At 71.5% G+C, this 15,296-nt stretch carries 10 protein-coding genes and 1 pseudogene; 9 read left to right on the forward strand and 2 right to left on the reverse strand.

Annotated features, from left to right (window positions below):
- Positions 1-3: 3 nt before the first annotated feature.
- From E4J16_RS02015 to E4J16_RS02025, 3 genes and pseudogenes are all read left to right on the forward strand, one after another.
- Positions 4-396 carry a C-glycoside deglycosidase beta subunit domain-containing protein gene (locus E4J16_RS02015; RefSeq protein WP_136194249.1) on the forward strand — a complete coding sequence of 131 codons (393 nt, stop codon included), beginning with the start codon at positions 4-6 and terminating at the stop codon, positions 394-396.
- Positions 397-533: 137 nt separating this feature from the next.
- On the forward strand, positions 534-2,123 hold the full coding sequence (locus tag E4J16_RS02020) for a DUF5597 domain-containing protein (RefSeq protein WP_136313107.1): 1,590 nt from the start codon (positions 534-536) through the stop codon (positions 2,121-2,123).
- 79 nt (positions 2,124-2,202) lie between these two features.
- Positions 2,203-2,700 (forward strand): annotated as a pseudogene (locus E4J16_RS02025) (IS5 family transposase); the annotation flags it as partial.
- A 504-nt stretch (positions 2,701-3,204) separates the two neighbouring features.
- Here the strand turns inward: E4J16_RS02025 and E4J16_RS02030 are convergent.
- On the reverse strand, positions 3,205-3,522 hold the full coding sequence (locus E4J16_RS02030; RefSeq protein ID WP_136194252.1) for a type II toxin-antitoxin system Phd/YefM family antitoxin: 318 nt from the start codon (positions 3,520-3,522) through the stop codon (positions 3,205-3,207).
- A gap of 151 nt (positions 3,523-3,673) precedes the next feature.
- On the reverse strand, positions 3,674-5,047 hold the full coding sequence (locus E4J16_RS02035; protein WP_168709439.1) for an ROK family protein: 1,374 nt from the start codon (positions 5,045-5,047) through the stop codon (positions 3,674-3,676).
- A 370-nt stretch (positions 5,048-5,417) separates the two neighbouring features.
- Here E4J16_RS02035 and E4J16_RS02040 point away from each other — a divergent pair, with 370 nt between their 5' ends.
- The 6 genes from E4J16_RS02040 (at position 5,418) to E4J16_RS02065 (ending at position 15,123) form a co-directional block, all read left to right on the forward strand.
- Positions 5,418-6,908 (forward strand): MFS transporter, encoded by a 1,491-nt coding sequence (locus E4J16_RS02040; RefSeq protein ID WP_168709440.1) that lies wholly within the window; start codon positions 5,418-5,420, stop codon positions 6,906-6,908.
- Positions 6,909-7,031: 123 nt separating this feature from the next.
- Complete coding sequence (locus E4J16_RS15910) at positions 7,032-9,329, forward strand: glycoside hydrolase family 3 N-terminal domain-containing protein (protein WP_136313111.1); 2,298 nt, start codon at positions 7,032-7,034, stop codon at positions 9,327-9,329.
- A gap of 45 nt (positions 9,330-9,374) precedes the next feature.
- Positions 9,375-10,415: an alpha/beta hydrolase gene (locus E4J16_RS02050; RefSeq protein WP_136194256.1), complete on the forward strand. Its 1,041-nt coding sequence runs from the start codon at positions 9,375-9,377 to the stop codon at positions 10,413-10,415.
- Positions 10,416-10,484: 69 nt separating this feature from the next.
- Positions 10,485-12,050, forward strand: a complete 1,566-nt coding sequence (locus E4J16_RS02055) for a family 43 glycosylhydrolase (protein ID WP_136313112.1) — start codon at positions 10,485-10,487, stop codon at positions 12,048-12,050.
- A gap of 29 nt (positions 12,051-12,079) precedes the next feature.
- Positions 12,080-14,290 (forward strand): glycosyl hydrolase, encoded by a 2,211-nt coding sequence (locus tag E4J16_RS02060; protein ID WP_136313113.1) that lies wholly within the window; start codon positions 12,080-12,082, stop codon positions 14,288-14,290.
- Positions 14,281-15,123, forward strand: coding sequence for a hypothetical protein (locus E4J16_RS02065; RefSeq protein WP_136313114.1), 843 nt, complete (start codon positions 14,281-14,283; stop codon positions 15,121-15,123). Before E4J16_RS02060 ends, E4J16_RS02065 begins: the two co-directional genes overlap by 10 nt.
- Positions 15,124-15,296: the final 173 nt, after the last annotated feature.

Below are 15,296 nucleotides of genomic sequence, written 5' to 3' on the forward strand. Positions count from 1 at the left end.
CTCATGTTCGACGGATACATTTTCACTGAGAACTCTCTGGCCAACGTCGTGGAGGACGGCAAGACCGCCGGCTTCCAGATGCGTACCCGCATCCCCTACTACCGGGGCATTCCGCTGTCCATGGTGCACGACGTCGAGGTCGAGGTGGATGGCGAGGCCGTGCCCCGCGAGGACATCCGCTTCACCGCCGACGACGGCGAGCACTGGTTCACCCTGGAGGAGATGGAGACGGTCACCTTCTTCCGCTGGGAGTACGCCGACGAGGCCACCGTGCGCGTGCTGCGCGAGGGCGGGCTCGCCCCCGGCGAGCACGAGGTACTGCTGCGGGTCTCGGCGCGCGTGGCCTACATTCCCGTGCCCTTCTCCGGCGAGATGAAGCGCACGGTCACCGTCTGAGGCCACCTCAGGCACATCCCGACGACGGCGGCCCGGTTGGCTCCTCGCCACCGGACCGCCGTCGTCGGACACCGGTTCCGCAACCGCCCACAACCGCCACAGCCCCGACCATTCCGAAAGCCGAAGGAGACGTTCCCATGAACCGTATCGACAGCCGCCACCTGGTGGTCGGGGGACACCCCCGGCTGCTGGTGGGCGGGCAACTGCACAACTCCACCAGCTCCGACATCGAGCTCGCCCGCGTCGCCTTCGACCGGGTGGTTGAGCTCGGCGGGAACGCCGTCACCGCCACCGCCAGCTGGCACCTGGTGGAGCCCCGCGAGGGCGACTTCGACTTCACGGGCGTGGACGCGCTGATCGGCCTGGCGCGCGAGCGCGGCCTGGCGCTGACCCTGCTGTGGTTCGGGGCGTTCAAGAACGCCGCCTCCACCTACGCGCCCCGCTGGGTGCGTGCCGACGCCGGGCGCTTCCCGCGTGCGGAGGCCGGCGCCGACGGCGCCACCGGTGCCTTCACCCGACCGGGCACCCCCGTGCTGTCGGTGTTCTCTCCCGCTTTGCTGGAGGCCGACCGGCGCGCCTTCACCGCCCTGGCCCGCCACATCGCCGAAGTGGACGCCGACGGCACCGTGGTCATGGTGCAGGTGGAGAACGAGACCGGCCTGCTGGGCGCCTCCCGCGATCATGCGGCCGACGCCGAGGCCGCCTGGTCCGCCCCGGTGCCGACGGCGCTGCTGGACTGGCTCGCCGCGCACCCCGAGGCCACCGGCACCGCCTCGCGGCTGTGGCGCGAGCAGGGAGCGCCCGCCTCGGGCACGTGGACCCAGGTGTTCGGAGCCGGTCCGGGCGCCGACGAGGTCTTCATGGCCTGGGGCTTCGCCTCCTACTGCGAGGCGCTGGCCGCCGCCGCGGCCGAGCACCTGGACGTCGCCTACTACGCCAACGCCTGGCTGGGCCCCCAGCCGGGGCAGGAGCTGCCGGGCCAGTACCCCAGCGGTGGGCCCGTGGCCGGCGTCGTGGACGTGTGGAAGGCGGCGGCGCCGACGCTCGCCCTGCTCGGCCCCGACATCTACGTCGACGACGTCAAGGGCGCCGTGGCCGGATACGTGCGGGAGGACAACGCGCTGCTGGTGCCCGAGTCGCGGGTGGCCGTCGGCAACGTCTTCTGGGCCGTCGGCTCGGGGGCGGTCGGCTTCAACGTCTTCGGGGTGGACGACCTGCGCCCCGACGGACAGTTCGCCGCCGCCTACCACCTGCTCACCGGGGCGGAGGACGTGATCGTGGCGGCGCAGCGCGACGGCCGTATCCGGCCGGTGCTGCTGGAGGCGGATGAGACCGCCGTCGTCGAGCTGGGCGGCCTGACCTGGACCATGCGCGGCGCCGCCGACGTGCTGAGCAGAATCTTCCTCGATGCCGGCGTACAGGTGCGCACGCAGGCCCGCGGCGAGCAGGAGAACCTGGAGGAGGCGCTCATGCCCGCCCCGGCGGACACGCGCGCCATGGGCGTGCTGATCGACCTGGGAGAGGACGAGGTGCTGGTGATCGGCCAGGGACTCATGCTGGAGGCGGCCGGTGCCCCGGGCGAGATCGTGGAGATCGACGACGCCGTCGAGGGCCGCTACGAGGCGGGGGAGTGGGTGAGTGGTCGCAACCTCAACGGCGACGAGCGCCTGAACCTGCTGCCGCTGGACCGCCTGGCTGCCGTGCGGGTGCGCGTGCTGCGGCGCTGAGAACGGCGACGCGCCGTCTTCACCACCGTCGACAGCTAGGGCGTGAAGGACAGTCCCCAACCGGTGGACGGGGGAGCCTGAGGACCACGTCCTGGGGACCTCCCGGGGCGGGTGGTCGACCAAGGTCCACGCCGCCGCCGATGCCGCCTGCGGGGTCCTGACACGTCTCCTGACTGCCGGTCAGGCGGCCGACTGCCCGATGATGATCCCCGTCCTAGACAAGATATGTGTCCAGCGCCCTGCCGGTGGGCGGCCCCGCACGCGCCCGCAGATGATGCTGGCCGACAGGGCCTACTCCTCACGCGCGAATCGTGACTGGTTGCGCGCCCACCACATCGCAGCGACCATCCCCGTCAAGGCAGACCAGGCCGAAAACCGCCGCGCCAAGGGATCCCGAGGCGGGCGCCCTCCCGCCTTCGACCCTACGGCGTACAAGGACCGCAACGCTGTGGAACGCTGCTTCGGCCAACTCAAGCAGAACCGGGCCATGGCCACCAGGCACGACAAACTCGCCGTCCGCTACCAAGCCACCACCCACATCGCCAGCATCGGCCACTGGCTCAAACGACTTACATAACACGCCCTATTTGAGTGGGCTGCGTGCGCCCGTGGGGGACGCGGAGTCGCCTTCGTGAGCACGCTGGCGCTGTTGGGAGCGTCGTCCCGGAGCCGGGTTGTCGACGTGGGTGCCTGTGGGCGGGCCGGTTGTGTGCTTAGCGAGGATTGGTGTGCGCAGTCAGGCGCGTAGGGCGTTCTCGCGGTGTCGGGGGCCTGGTTGCCGACAGTCGAAGGGGGCGAGTGGGTCTTGTACCGCCCCGGTTGGACCGCCCACGCCCCGGTTGGACCGCTCACGCCCCGGTTGGACCGCTCACGCCCCGTTGGACCGCTCACGCCCCGTTGGACCGCTGTAACCAGCGGCTACGGCGGTCCAACCGGGGAACAGGGGTCCAACGGGGGAACAGCGGTCCAACCGACAGGCTCAACGGCCACGTACACAGACACCCAACCGCGCACCGCCACCCAAGCACTTACACAACAGGACCAAATGCGGGCGTGACGAACGGTGGTGTCAGCTACGCACTCATGCTTCTGTTTCGATGGGGTGCGACGTGCTGGCCTGTCTGGATTCGTCGGCGTTGTCGATCGCGGCGAGTGCGCACGCGAGCACTTCCTCCGAGGTGAAACGCTCCGTGGTTGTCTCCATCTCGACTTCCGCCGCGGCCAGCGCCTCGGTGATCTCCCGGTTGAGCGCGAGCGCCTCGTAGTGCTCGATGCTCATCACCACCATGTCACCAACCCCATTGCGGGTCAGGAAGACCGGGCGATTGTCCTCATGGACGGTTGCGGAGATCTCCGTGAATTTGTTGCGCAGGTCCGAGAGCGGGCGGATGACGGGCACGGGTGTCTTCTCTCATCAGCGACGATCTATCATGAAGATGATAGTAAGCTGGCGAGGTCGGGGTGGTTTGGCTCGTGACAACGCACGGTTTCGGTGCGTCACTGGTTCCGGTCTTGATGAAATGGGGCGGGAAGCGGTAGGCGAAAGGCGGTCACGCGTCCTGACGGCGGTGGGTGACCAGCTCCTGCACCCCCACCGGGGAGCCGTGGGGGAGCCAGACGTGCATGACGTGAGCGGATAGCAGGCGGTCGGTGACCATGCGGCAGGCACCTGCCAACGCGTCGTCGCCGTTGCCCATGCGTACGCGCAGGCGCTCGGAGGTGGCCGGCAGGACGCGACGCCGCAGAGCCTGACCGACCGCGCGGGAGAAGAAGCCGCCGGCCTCGGCCACGCCACCGCCCAGCACGACCTCCCCGGGGTTGTAGGTGGTGGTCAGTACCGCCAGCACCACCGAGAGCCGGTCCGCGGCCTCGGTCAGCAGTCGCATGCATACGGGGTCGCCCTCCGCTGCGCCGCGGAAGACGTGTTCGCAGCGGATGCCTCCGGATTCGTCGAGTCGGCGCAGATAGGAGGAGCGCTTCAGGGCCTGCGCGGTGACGGCCGCCTCCTCCATGGCGCCGCCGGATAGCGTCGTCTCCAGGCACCCCTTGCGTCCGCAGCGGCAGGCGCGTCCCCCCGATCCCGTCATCTGGATGTGGGCGATCTCCCCGGAGGCCGCGGCGGCGCCCCGGTGCACCTGCCCGCGGGAGACGATGCCCATGCCGAGCCCCAGGCTGAGGCGGACATATAGAAGGTCCTGGGGGGCGCCGATGCGCTTCGCGGCGGCCAGCGCCAGGACGTTGACCTCGTCGTCGACCCACACCGGTAGGCCCAGCGCCTGCGCCAGGCGGCTGCGCAGCGGGAAGCCGGTCCAGCTGAGGGTGTCCGAGGCGCCGCCGGTCCTGGCCGTGGCCGGGGCGATCAGGCTCCCGTCGCGGAAGTCCACGGTGGTCGGGATGCAGGCGCCCACGCCCCAGGTAGGTGGAAGCTCGGGGTGGCGGTCACGCAGCGCGGTGAGGTGCTCCAGGGCGTGCCGGGTGACCGTCTGCGGATCGCTGAGAATGCCCTCCTCCCAGCTGGCCCGATCGATGATTGCGCCGTTCAGGTCCGTCAGTGCGGCGGTGCTGGAACGGTAGGAGATCGACAGGGCCAGGATTGTGGCCGCGGACGGATTGAACCGCCACATCTCCGGGGCGCGGCCGCCGGTGGACACGCCCCGGCCGGCGGGGGAGAGCAGCCCGAGCTCGACGGCGGTCTTGAGCCGCCGGTCGACGGCGTTCCGGCCCAGCGTCAGGGTCTCGGACAGGTCGGCGCGGGAGACTCCCTGGGGATACTGCCGTGCCTCAGCGACGAGGTCGGCCAGTTGGGATACGTGGGCGAAGGAGGGGCTGCGGGGCTGCGTGGCAGCGCGCGTGGGAGTCCCCTGCGGGGACGATGAGGAGTTGGGCGGCCGCAGCTCGTCATGCCTGCTACGTTGGGGCGTCACACGGGCAGTGTCCGCCGCGCTTCGGTGCGCGTCAACCGAAATCAGGGCATCAATGCTGCGACTTTTGCCTCTAACGTGCAAAACATTCGGATTATCGTCTGGGCTCCAACTCTTTTGCTGCATGGGTGGCGAGAGTCCCCTGAGCGGGGGCGATGGGTTGCGAGGGAGGCGATGTGGGGTATGCGATGCGGGCGGGGCATACCTGGCCTTATGCACGGGGAGTGCGAAAGTGTGGCCTGCTCCACTTGTTGGTCGTCGTGGGTGCGCGTTGACTGGCTGTCAGAACGCAACGAGGTGCGGACGTCGCAGTCCCTGGCCTCGGGAGTTCCGGGCAGAGCAGCCCGCACTTCGCATCACAGAAAGGCCCGTCATGACGACGCAGTCTGCGGCACCCGCCAAGAAGGGGGCCCAGGTCCCCCTCAAGGAGAAGATCTCCTACGGCTTCGCCGAGTTCGGCTCCCAATTCATCTGGACCACAGTCGGCTCCTACCTCATCACCTTCTACACCGACATCGCGCTCATCCCAGCGGCGGCGGCGGCGAACATCCTGCTCGTCGCCCGTGTTCTGGACGGCTTCCAGGACCTCGCCTTCGGCTACGTGGCCGAGCGCACGAAGAGCCGCTGGGGCCGCTTCCGTCCCTACGTGATCTTCGGTGCCCCGCTGCTGTCGATCAGCATGATCCTGGCGTTCTGGATGCCGTTCCACGGCGGTAACGGCGCCAAGATCGCCTGGGCGGGCATCGCCTACGTGCTCCTGTGCTTCCTCTACACCGTCGCCAACATGTCCTACGGCTCACTGGCCGGCGTCATGACCACCGACTCCGGCGAGCGCGTCATCCTCAACTGGGTCCGTAACATCGGCTCTCAGGCGGCCGGGCTGATCCTGGACGTGGCCACCCCCTTCCTCCTGGTCTCCCTGGTTGCCTCCGAGGCCGCCAAGGATCGCGGCTTCGATAACCGCTCCTACTTCCTGACGATGCTCATCTTCGCGCTTATCGCCTTGCCGGCCTTCCTCATCACGGGTCTCAACGTTCGCGAGCGCATCACCATGACCCCCGAGCAGCAGAAGGTTCCCTTCAGCCGGACTGTTAAGGCGGTCGTGACCAACGATCAGCTCATGGTCGTCTTCTTCACGCTGCTGTTCCAGCTGTTCGGCCTCTTCGGCCGTATCGGCATCATGTTCTACTACTGCCGCTGGATCCTGGGTAACCCGCTCCTCATGGCCGGTGTCATGCTCGCCTTCCGAGTCGGCACGATCATCGGTAGTGTCACCCTGCCGCCCTTCGCCCTCAAGCTGGGCAAGCGCAACATGATGATGGCCTCGGTGCTCTCAGGCGGACTTATCCTCCTGCTCATCTTCTTCTTTGGGCAGACCAACATCACGGTGCTCCTCGCGCTGCAGTTCCTTTACGGCCTGTCCGGCTTCGCCTCTCCGATCGCCCTTTCCATGGTGCCCGACGCCGTCGACTACTACGAGCACAAGACCGGCATCCGCGCCGATGGCACCTCCTACGCGACCGTCTCCCTGTCCACCAAGTTCGCCAACGCGATCGGTGGCGCCGCCGCCCTGTACATCATGGGCTGGTTCGGTTACAACGGGGCCCTTGAGGTGCAGAGCGCCAGCGCGCTCACGGGCATCAATATCGCCGCCAACCTGGTGCCGGCCATCATGGCCTTCCTCGCCTTTGTCCCGCTCCTGTTCTGGAAGCTGGACACCAAGACGATGGCCAAGATCTCCGCTGAGCTCGAGGTCAAGCGCGCCGCCCGGGCGGAGGCCCTCGCCGAGGGAGTCAGCCGTGAGGAGGCCGAGCGCCTCGCCGAGGCGGCCGAGCGCGCCGCCGCGGAACGCGGCGAGATCTGATTACGCCGCGGGCGGGCGCAGGCGGATGATCGGTCCCAGGACCGGCACCCTCCTGCGCCCGCCCGACCCAACTCAAAGCCGCCCGCCCCATCCACCGCCGAACCGCTCAACGAGGAGCCCCACATGAACGCCGCCGCAGCCGTCAACTCCGCCGACCACGCCGACACCAGCCCGAAGAGCCCCGCCGCCCAACTCACCGACGCCCAGCGCGAGCGCATCGAGTCCATCCTCGCCTCCCTCACCTGGGAGGAGAAGCTGGCGCAGGCACAGGTCACCTTCAAGATGACCACCGAGGAGTGCCTGGAGGCGGCGCGTGCCGGTATCGGCGCCCTGTTCTGGCCCGGCAACGCGGCCGACGCCAATGCGATCCAGCGCGCCGCGGTGGAGGAGACCCCGCACGGCATCCCCCTGCTCATCGGCCTGGACGTCATCCACGGCCAGCGCACCATCTTCCCCACCCCGCTGGCCATGGGGGCGTCCTTCTCCACCGCCGTCGCCCGCTCCTGCGCCGCCGTCTCCGCCGTCGAGGCCCGCTCCGGCGGCGTCACCTGGACCTACTCGCCCATGGTGGACGTCGCCCGCGACCCGCGCTGGGGCCGCGTCGCCGAGGGCTTCGGGGAGGACCCCCTGCTGACCGGCGAACTCGGCGCCGCCATGGTTGCGGGCTACCAGCACGAGCGCCTGGACGAGCCCGGCACCATGGTGGCCACCGCCAAGCACTTCATCGGCTACGGCGCCGTCGAGGGCGGTCGCGACTACAACACCGTGGACATGTCCGACCAGCGGCTCCACTCCGTGTACCTGCCACCCTTCGCCGCCTGCGTGGACGCCGGCGTCGGCTCCGTCATGGCCTCCTTCAACACCGTGAACGGCCGCCCTGTGCACGCCAACCGCCGCCTGCTCACCGACCTCCTCAAGGACGAGCTCGGCTTCACCGGTGCGATCGTCGGCGACGCCTCCGGCGTGGAGAACCTCATCCCCCACGGTGTGGCCGCCGACCTGCGCGACGCCGCCCGCATGTCGCTGTTCGCCGGGCTCGACATCGAAATGGGCGGGCACCTGCACGACCCGGCCGCCCGCCCCGACCACCCCGCCCTCCTGGACGGTGACGACCCGGCCCTGGTGGCCCGCGTCGACGACGCCGTCCGCCGCGTTCTGGCCCTCAAGCTGGCCCTCGGCCTGTTCGACAACCCCTACGTGGACCCCGCCGCCGAGATCACCGCCCCCACCCCGCAGCACCTGGCCGCCGCCCGCGCCGCCGCCGAGAAGTGCCCCGTGCTGCTCACTAACGACGGCTCCCTGCCGATCGCCCCCACCGCCCGCCGCATCCTGCTGGCCGGCCCGGCCGCCACCCACACCGACCACCTGGGCGCCTGGGTGCAGCACTTCGCCGCCCCACCCACCCGCTCTCTCGCGGACGCGCTGGCCGCGGCCCTGGAGGCCCGCGCCGCCGACGCCGGCACGCCCGCCCCCGAGCTGACGGTGCTGGGTGGGCAGGACCCGCTCGGCGTCACCGGGGAGGAGGTCGACGCCGTCGCCGCGGCCGCCGCCGACGCCGACCTGGTGATCCTCGCCCTGGACGAACCCAGCCAGCTCACCGGCGAGGCCACCTCCCGCGCCGACCTGCACCTGCCCGGCGACCAGGCCGCCCTCGTCCACGCCGTCGCCGCCACCGGCACGCCCCTGGCCGTGGTGCTCGTGGCCGGGCGCCCGCTGGTCGTGGAGGACTGGATCGAGGAGCCGGGCGCCGTCCTGGCCGCCTGGCACCTGGGCACCACCGGCCCGGAGGTCATCGCCGACGTCCTGACCGGCGCCATCAACCCCTCCGGTCGCCTGCCCATCGGCTTCCCCCGCCACTCCGGGCAGCTCCCCGCCACCTATGACGCCCACGAGAACACCGGCCGCCCCGCCACCCGCGGCGGGGAGATGATCAAGCCCGTCTTCGACATGGGCCTGGACGGCCCCGCCAACCTCCAGGAGTTCTTCACCTCCAAGTACCGCGACCTGCCGCTCGGCCCGCGCTTCCACCTCGGCCACGGCCTGTCCTACACGAGCTTCGCCTACCGCGACGCCGCCCTGAGTCGCGCCACCATCTCCCGGGCCGAGCTCGACGCCGGCGCTACCGTGGAGGTCACGGCCGCGGTCGCCAACACCGGGGAGCGGGACGGTGAGGACGTGGTGCTGCTGTTCACCCGCGACGTGCTCGCCTCGCTCGCCCCCGCCGTGCGCAGGCTCGCCGGCTTCCAGCGCGTCACTGTTCCCGCCGGCGGCAGTCAGGCGGTCTCCTTCCGGCTGGACCGCAGCCACCTGGCGCTGTGGGATGACGACGGGGAGGGCTGGCGCGTCGAGCCCGGCGATTTCGAGATCCGCCTCGGGGACGACCCCGACGCCGAGCCCCTGCTGCTGACCGTCACCGACTGACCTCGCGCACAAGCACCCGTAAGTACGTACGAGGAGGTACGACCCATGCGCTTCAACTCGATCCACGACCCCGTCGTCGTCACCGCGGGCCCCGAGAAGGTCGGCCGCGTCGCCGGCGTCCACGGCGAGCGGATTCACGTCCTGGACGGCCTGCCCCCGCGCGGCCCCGGATTCACCGCCGAGCATCAGGCCCAGGCGGCCCGCTACGACCTGCCGGTCGAGCCGGTCGACCTGCCCGAAGTGGACCGCCGGGACGATGCGGCCCCCGGCCCGCACGGGGACGTGCCCGTGCGCGTGTACACCCCGCACGGGCTCGCCGCCCCCGACGCCGCCGGCTGCCGCGGCGCCGTCGTCTGGATTCACGGGGGCGCCTTCATCTTCGGCGACCTGGACATGCCCGAGGCCGACCACACCGCCGCCCGCCTGGCCGAGGCCACCGGGCTGCCCGTGATCAGCGTCGACTACCGGCTCGCCGTCGACGGCGTCACCCATCCCGTCCCGCACGACGACTGCTGGGCCGCCTACCAGTGGGTGCGCGCCGGCGGGCATGGACTGCCCACCGACCCGGCCAGGGTGGCCGTCGGCGGCGGCAGTGCCGGAGCCTGCCTGGCGGCCTCGGTCGGCTTGCACGGGCGCGACGCCGGGCAGGCCCCCGTCGGCGTCTTCCTCGCCTACCCGCTGGTGCACTACCCGCTGCCGGAGCCATCCGCCGAGCTTGCCGCCGTGCTCGCGACTCTCCCTCCTCTACTGTGGGCCGGCCGTGAGGCCGCTGTCGCCCAGAACGACTACCTCATCGGGCAGCTCCTCGGACCCGAGATGACCGGCGTCGAGCACTTCGACTACGCCATGCCCGGGAACGCCGAGTCCCTGGCCGGCTACCCGCGCACCTACATCGAGAACTGCGAGGCTGACGACCTGCGCGCCTCCGGGGAGCGCTTCGCCGAGCAGCTCGCCCAGGCGGGCGCCGACGTGGAGCAGCACACCGTGCCGGGGGAGACCCACGGGCACCTGTCCGTGCCCGGCCTGCCCACCGCCAAGGCCACCTGCGCCCACTTCGCCGCCTTCATCGGCGACGTGCTGCGCTGAGCCCCACCCCACCTCCCCCGACCACCCGAATGCTGTACACAACCGCCGTCGCACCACCGGAGTAACCAAATGACTACCACCGACATCCCGTCCGTCGCCCCCGCCTGGGGGCGTGGCATCGAGAACCAGCGCCGCGCCAACCTCGGCGACGGCACCTACCGCAACCCCGTCATGGGCGGCGACTACCCCGACCCCACCGTCCTGCGGGTGGGGGACCGGTACTACCTGACCTACTCCTCCTTCGAGTCCAGCCCCGGCATCGTGCTGTGGCGCTCGGAGAACCTGGTGGACTGGGAGCCGGTCGGCCCCACCTGCCCGGAGCCCTGGGGCAGCGTCTTCGCCATCGACCTGGTTGAGCACGCCGGCCGCTACTACATGTACATCCCCTTCATGCCCACCTCCTGGTCGCGCGTGGACGCCCCCACCATCGCGGTGATGTGGGCCGACGACGTCGAGGGGACCTGGCACGGCCCCATCGACCTGGGCCTGCGCGGCTACATCGACCCCGGGCACGCCGTCGGGGAGGACGGCGAGCGCTACCTGTTCTTGAACGGCGTCGCCCGGGTCCGGCTCACCCCCGACGGCCTGGGAACCGTCGGCGAGGTGGAGCACGTCTACGACGGCTGGCACTACCCGGAGGACTGGGTGGTGGAGGCCTACTCCCTGGAGGGCCCCAAGCACGTGCAGCGGGACGGCTGGCACTACCTGGTCTCCGCCGTCGGCGGCACCGCCGGCCCGGCCACCGGGCACATGGTCATCGTGGCCCGCTCCCGCAGCATCGACGGCCCCTGGGAGAACATGCCCACCAACCCGCTGGTGCGCTGCACCGACGCCGCCCAGCCCTGGTGGTCCCGGGGCCACGGCACCCTGCTGGAGGGACCCGGCGGGCAGTGGTACGTCATCTACCACGCCTACGAGCGGGGCGCGCAGGGGCTGGGTCGGCAGATCCTGCTGGAACCGGTCGACTGGACCGACGACGGCTGGCCCGTCGCCCGCGGCGGCGACCTCACCGCGCCCCTGCCCCTGCCCGGTGGCGGCAGCGAGCAGCGCCCCCACGGCGTCGCCCTGTCCGACGACTTCCACGCCCCGGCCTGGGGCTGGCGCTGGACCTTCGACCGGCCGGGTGCCGACGAGACCGCCCGCGCCGCCTTCACCGAGGCGGGCCTGGTGCTGGCCGGGAAGGGCCAGGACCCGGCGTCGGCCTCACCCATGACCGTGCGCGCCCCCGACCGCTCCTTCCGCGTTGAGGTGGGCGTCGAACTGCTGGACGGCGCCGGCACCGGGGACGAGCCGACGGCGGGCCTGCTGCTGTTCTTCAACCACCGGCTCTTCCTCGGGCTGGAGCTGGCCGCCGGGCGCCTGCAGGCCTGGACCGGCGGCACCCGCACCTGGGGGAGCCAGCCGCTGCCGGAGGGCACCCGCGCTCTGGAACTCGCCCTGGAGAAGCGCGAGCACATCGTGCAGATGTACTACCGCAGCCCCGGGCACACGGAGTGGACCCACTACCCGCTCACCCTGGAGTGCTCCGGCTACCACGCCAACACCGCGAACGACCTGGTCTCGCTGCGGCCCGCCGTCTTCGCCGCCGGACCCGGCAGCGCCCGCATCACCGACTTCCGCTACCGGGCCCTGTAAGGGCCGCACGTCACAGCCAGGAGCACACCATGACCGCGCCCGCCGACCTGCGCCGACCCGCCACCCGTGCCGCCCTGACCCGGGCGCGCTTCGCCACCCCGGAGATGACCGACCGGCCCGGCATCCGCTGGTGGTGGCAGCAGCCGGTTCCGGTTGAGGAGCTGCTCGAGGAGCTGCGGGCCATCGCCGCCGCCGGCTTCGGGGAGGTGGAGATCGCCTTCTCGCCCGGCTTCTGGGCCGACGCCGCCCAGCGTGAGGCGCTGGCGGCCGTCCTGGCCGAGGCCCGGCAGCTGGGGGTGGGGGTGGCCATGACGCTCGGCGCCGCCTGGCCGCTGCAGACCCCCAACACCACCCGCGGCACCGCCTACGCCGCCCAGGAGCTCCAGTACGGGGTGAGGTGGGTTGAGGGCGAGGGCCGGGCGGAAATCCGGGGCGACGCCGGCCGGGCAGGCGCCGAGGAGTCCGCCGAGACTCATGGGCCCGGCGGTGGCCGTGGCGGCGCGGTCACCACCCCCGTCCCCACCCCCTTCGACGACGCGGAACTGACGCGCGGCGGGAGGCTGGTCGCCGTCGTCGCCGCCCGGGTGGTCCGACGCGGCACACCACCGCGGGTGGTGGACTCCGGCAACCCCTGGGGCAAGCCGACCAAGATCATCGCGCCCGAGCACTCCACCCTCCTGGACGAGACCACCCTGACCGACCTGACCGGGCAGGTGCGCGGGGAGGGGGCCGGCGCCGTCGTCGACTGGGAGCCCGGGCCGGCGCAGTGGGCGCTCATGGCCTTCTGGAGCCGCGACAGCGAGCAGGGGGTGACCAGCTTCCTGGACGGTGCCGCCGCCCGCGCCGCCCTGACCTACCTGGACGAGCACCAGCTCGGGCCGGAGGGTGCTGCCGCCCTGGGGGCGGAGGGGGCCACCGGCACCGAGCTGTTCGAGGACTCCCTGGAGCTGAACGCCGACTGCCTGTTCTGGAGCCCCGACCTGCATGAGCGCTTCCGGGCCCGGCGCGGCTACGACCCCACCCGCTACCTGCCGCTCCTGATCGCCCACGGCCAGTGCCGGTACTGGGTGCCCGAGGCGCCCCCGCGTCCCGACTTCGACTCCGCCGACCCCGACGGCGCCCCGACCTCGCTGGGGCGGCGCGTGCGCGCGGACTACGACCGCACCGTCACCGACCTGTACGTCACCGACCACCTGGCCCTGATCCAGGACTGGGCCGTCGGGCACGGCATGCGGCACAAGGCGCAGGCCGCCTACGGGCAGAACCTGGAACCGGTCCGCTCCTTCCGGGAGCTGGTGCGCTGCGGCGGGCGCGCGGAGGTGGAGTCCCTGAACTCCGGGGACCGTGTGCCCATCAGTATGGGCCACCCGAACTGGCGCTTCGCCCTGGACTGGCAGCGCAGCTGCGTGGCCGGCGCCCACCAGGGCGGGGCCGTGCGCGTGTCCACCGAGCTCGGCGCCCAGATGGACAAGTGCTACGACTTCTCCCTGGCCGACTACCGGCACATGCTGGACAAGGAGTGGGCGGTGGGCATCACCAAGCCCTTCGTGCACGGCTTCGCCGCCCAGGATGGCGAGGCGCCCTGGCCCACCCGCGGCCGATTCGGCACGGTGGTCTCCGAGTCCTGGAACCACCGGCACTTCCCCCAGTGGGAGCACTGGAAGGGCCTGACCGACTACTGGGCGCGCGGCACCGCCGTGCTGGAGACCGGCACGCCCCGAGCGGATGTGGCCGTCTACCGGGACGGCTTCCTGACCACCGCCGCCCGCGGCAACGCCGAGGCCGACGCCACCGCCCCCGGCCGGCTCATCGACGCCGAGCCCCTGGAGCGCGCCGGCTACAACGTGCAGATCCTCGACCCGGTCGGTCTGGCCGAGGAGGGCGCGATCGGCGTCGGACGTGACACGGAAGCCGGTGGGACGGTGCTCTTCCCCGGCGGGCCCGCCTACCGGGCGCTGGTACTGGATGCCGCGCTTCAGGGCGGCGCGATCCCGTTGGATGCGGCCCGCGCGCTGGCGCGCGCCGCCGCGGCGGGACTGGCGATTGTGCTCGTTGGTCGGCCGCCCACCGGGGATGCCGGCTGGGGTGGCGCCGACGCCGACGCGGCGGTGCGTGAGGCGGTCGCTCCGTGCTCGCGGGGCCGCGCGTGCAGCGGGTGGACGCCTGGGCGCAGGTGCCCGGGGCGCTCGTGGCACTCGGGGTGCGGCCTCGCGTGGCCTGGAACGGGCCGGTGCTACTGACCCAGGTGCGTGACGCCGCCGAGGGCCGCTACGTGCTCGTCTACAACCCCGCCGCGCAGGCGGTGGCGCTGCCGCTGGAGATCGAGGGGACCGGGCGCATGGAGGTGTTGGACCTGGACACCGGCGAGATCACACCGGTGGGTGCCGAGGCGGCCGCCGGGTGCACGCGGGTGGAGGCCTGCCTGGAGCCGCTCGGCTTGGCGATGCTGCGATTGGTATCCGCGCAGCCCGGGCCGGGTACCGGTGAAGTTGCGGGGGCGGGCGGGGCCTGTGCCGTTGCCGGGGCCGTCGTCGGTGCGGGTGCGGCCGGGCCCGGGCGGCGAACCGGAAGCGGCGGCGGGGAGTTCGTGCTGACGGACTGGAGCCTGACCGTCATAAGTGAGGAGCCCGCCGGGCCCCGCACCATCGTCCTGCCCGGGCAGGGACCCGGCGACTGGCGCGACATCGCGGTGCTGAAGGACATCTCTGGAACCGGCGTGTACCGGGCGCGCGTGGAAGTCGGTAGTGGCGCCGACGCTGGCCGGGCTGCGCTCGCGGATGCGGTGCTGACGCTCGGGGAGCTGGGCGGAAGCGCCCTGGTGCGGGTGGGCGACCGGGTCTTCGGGCCGGTGCTGCGCGATGACGCGGCCGTCGCGATCGGGGGCGCGCTGGCGGCGGCCGTGGCCGCGGGCCGCGAGCCGATCATTGAGATCGAGGTGCGCACGACGCTGCGCAACGCCACCCTCGCGGCCGACGCCTACATGACCGGCCCCTGGGCGGTCGAGCACCCAAGCAGCCCCCACGGCCTCCTCGGCCCCGTCCACCTCCACTACCCCCTTCGCCGAGGTCGGTAGATCTTACGTACCGAGGTCGGTAGATCTTACGTACCGAGGTCGGTAGATCTTACGTACCGAGGTCGGTAGATCTTACGTACCGAGGTCGGTAGATCTTACGTACCGAGGTCGGTTGATCTTACGTACCGAGGTCGGTAGATCTTACGTACCGAGGTCGGTTGCTATAACGGCTG

This window comes from Actinomyces procaprae (genome assembly GCF_004798665.1).
Lineage (GTDB): Bacteria > Actinomycetota > Actinomycetes > Actinomycetales > Actinomycetaceae > Actinomyces > Actinomyces procaprae.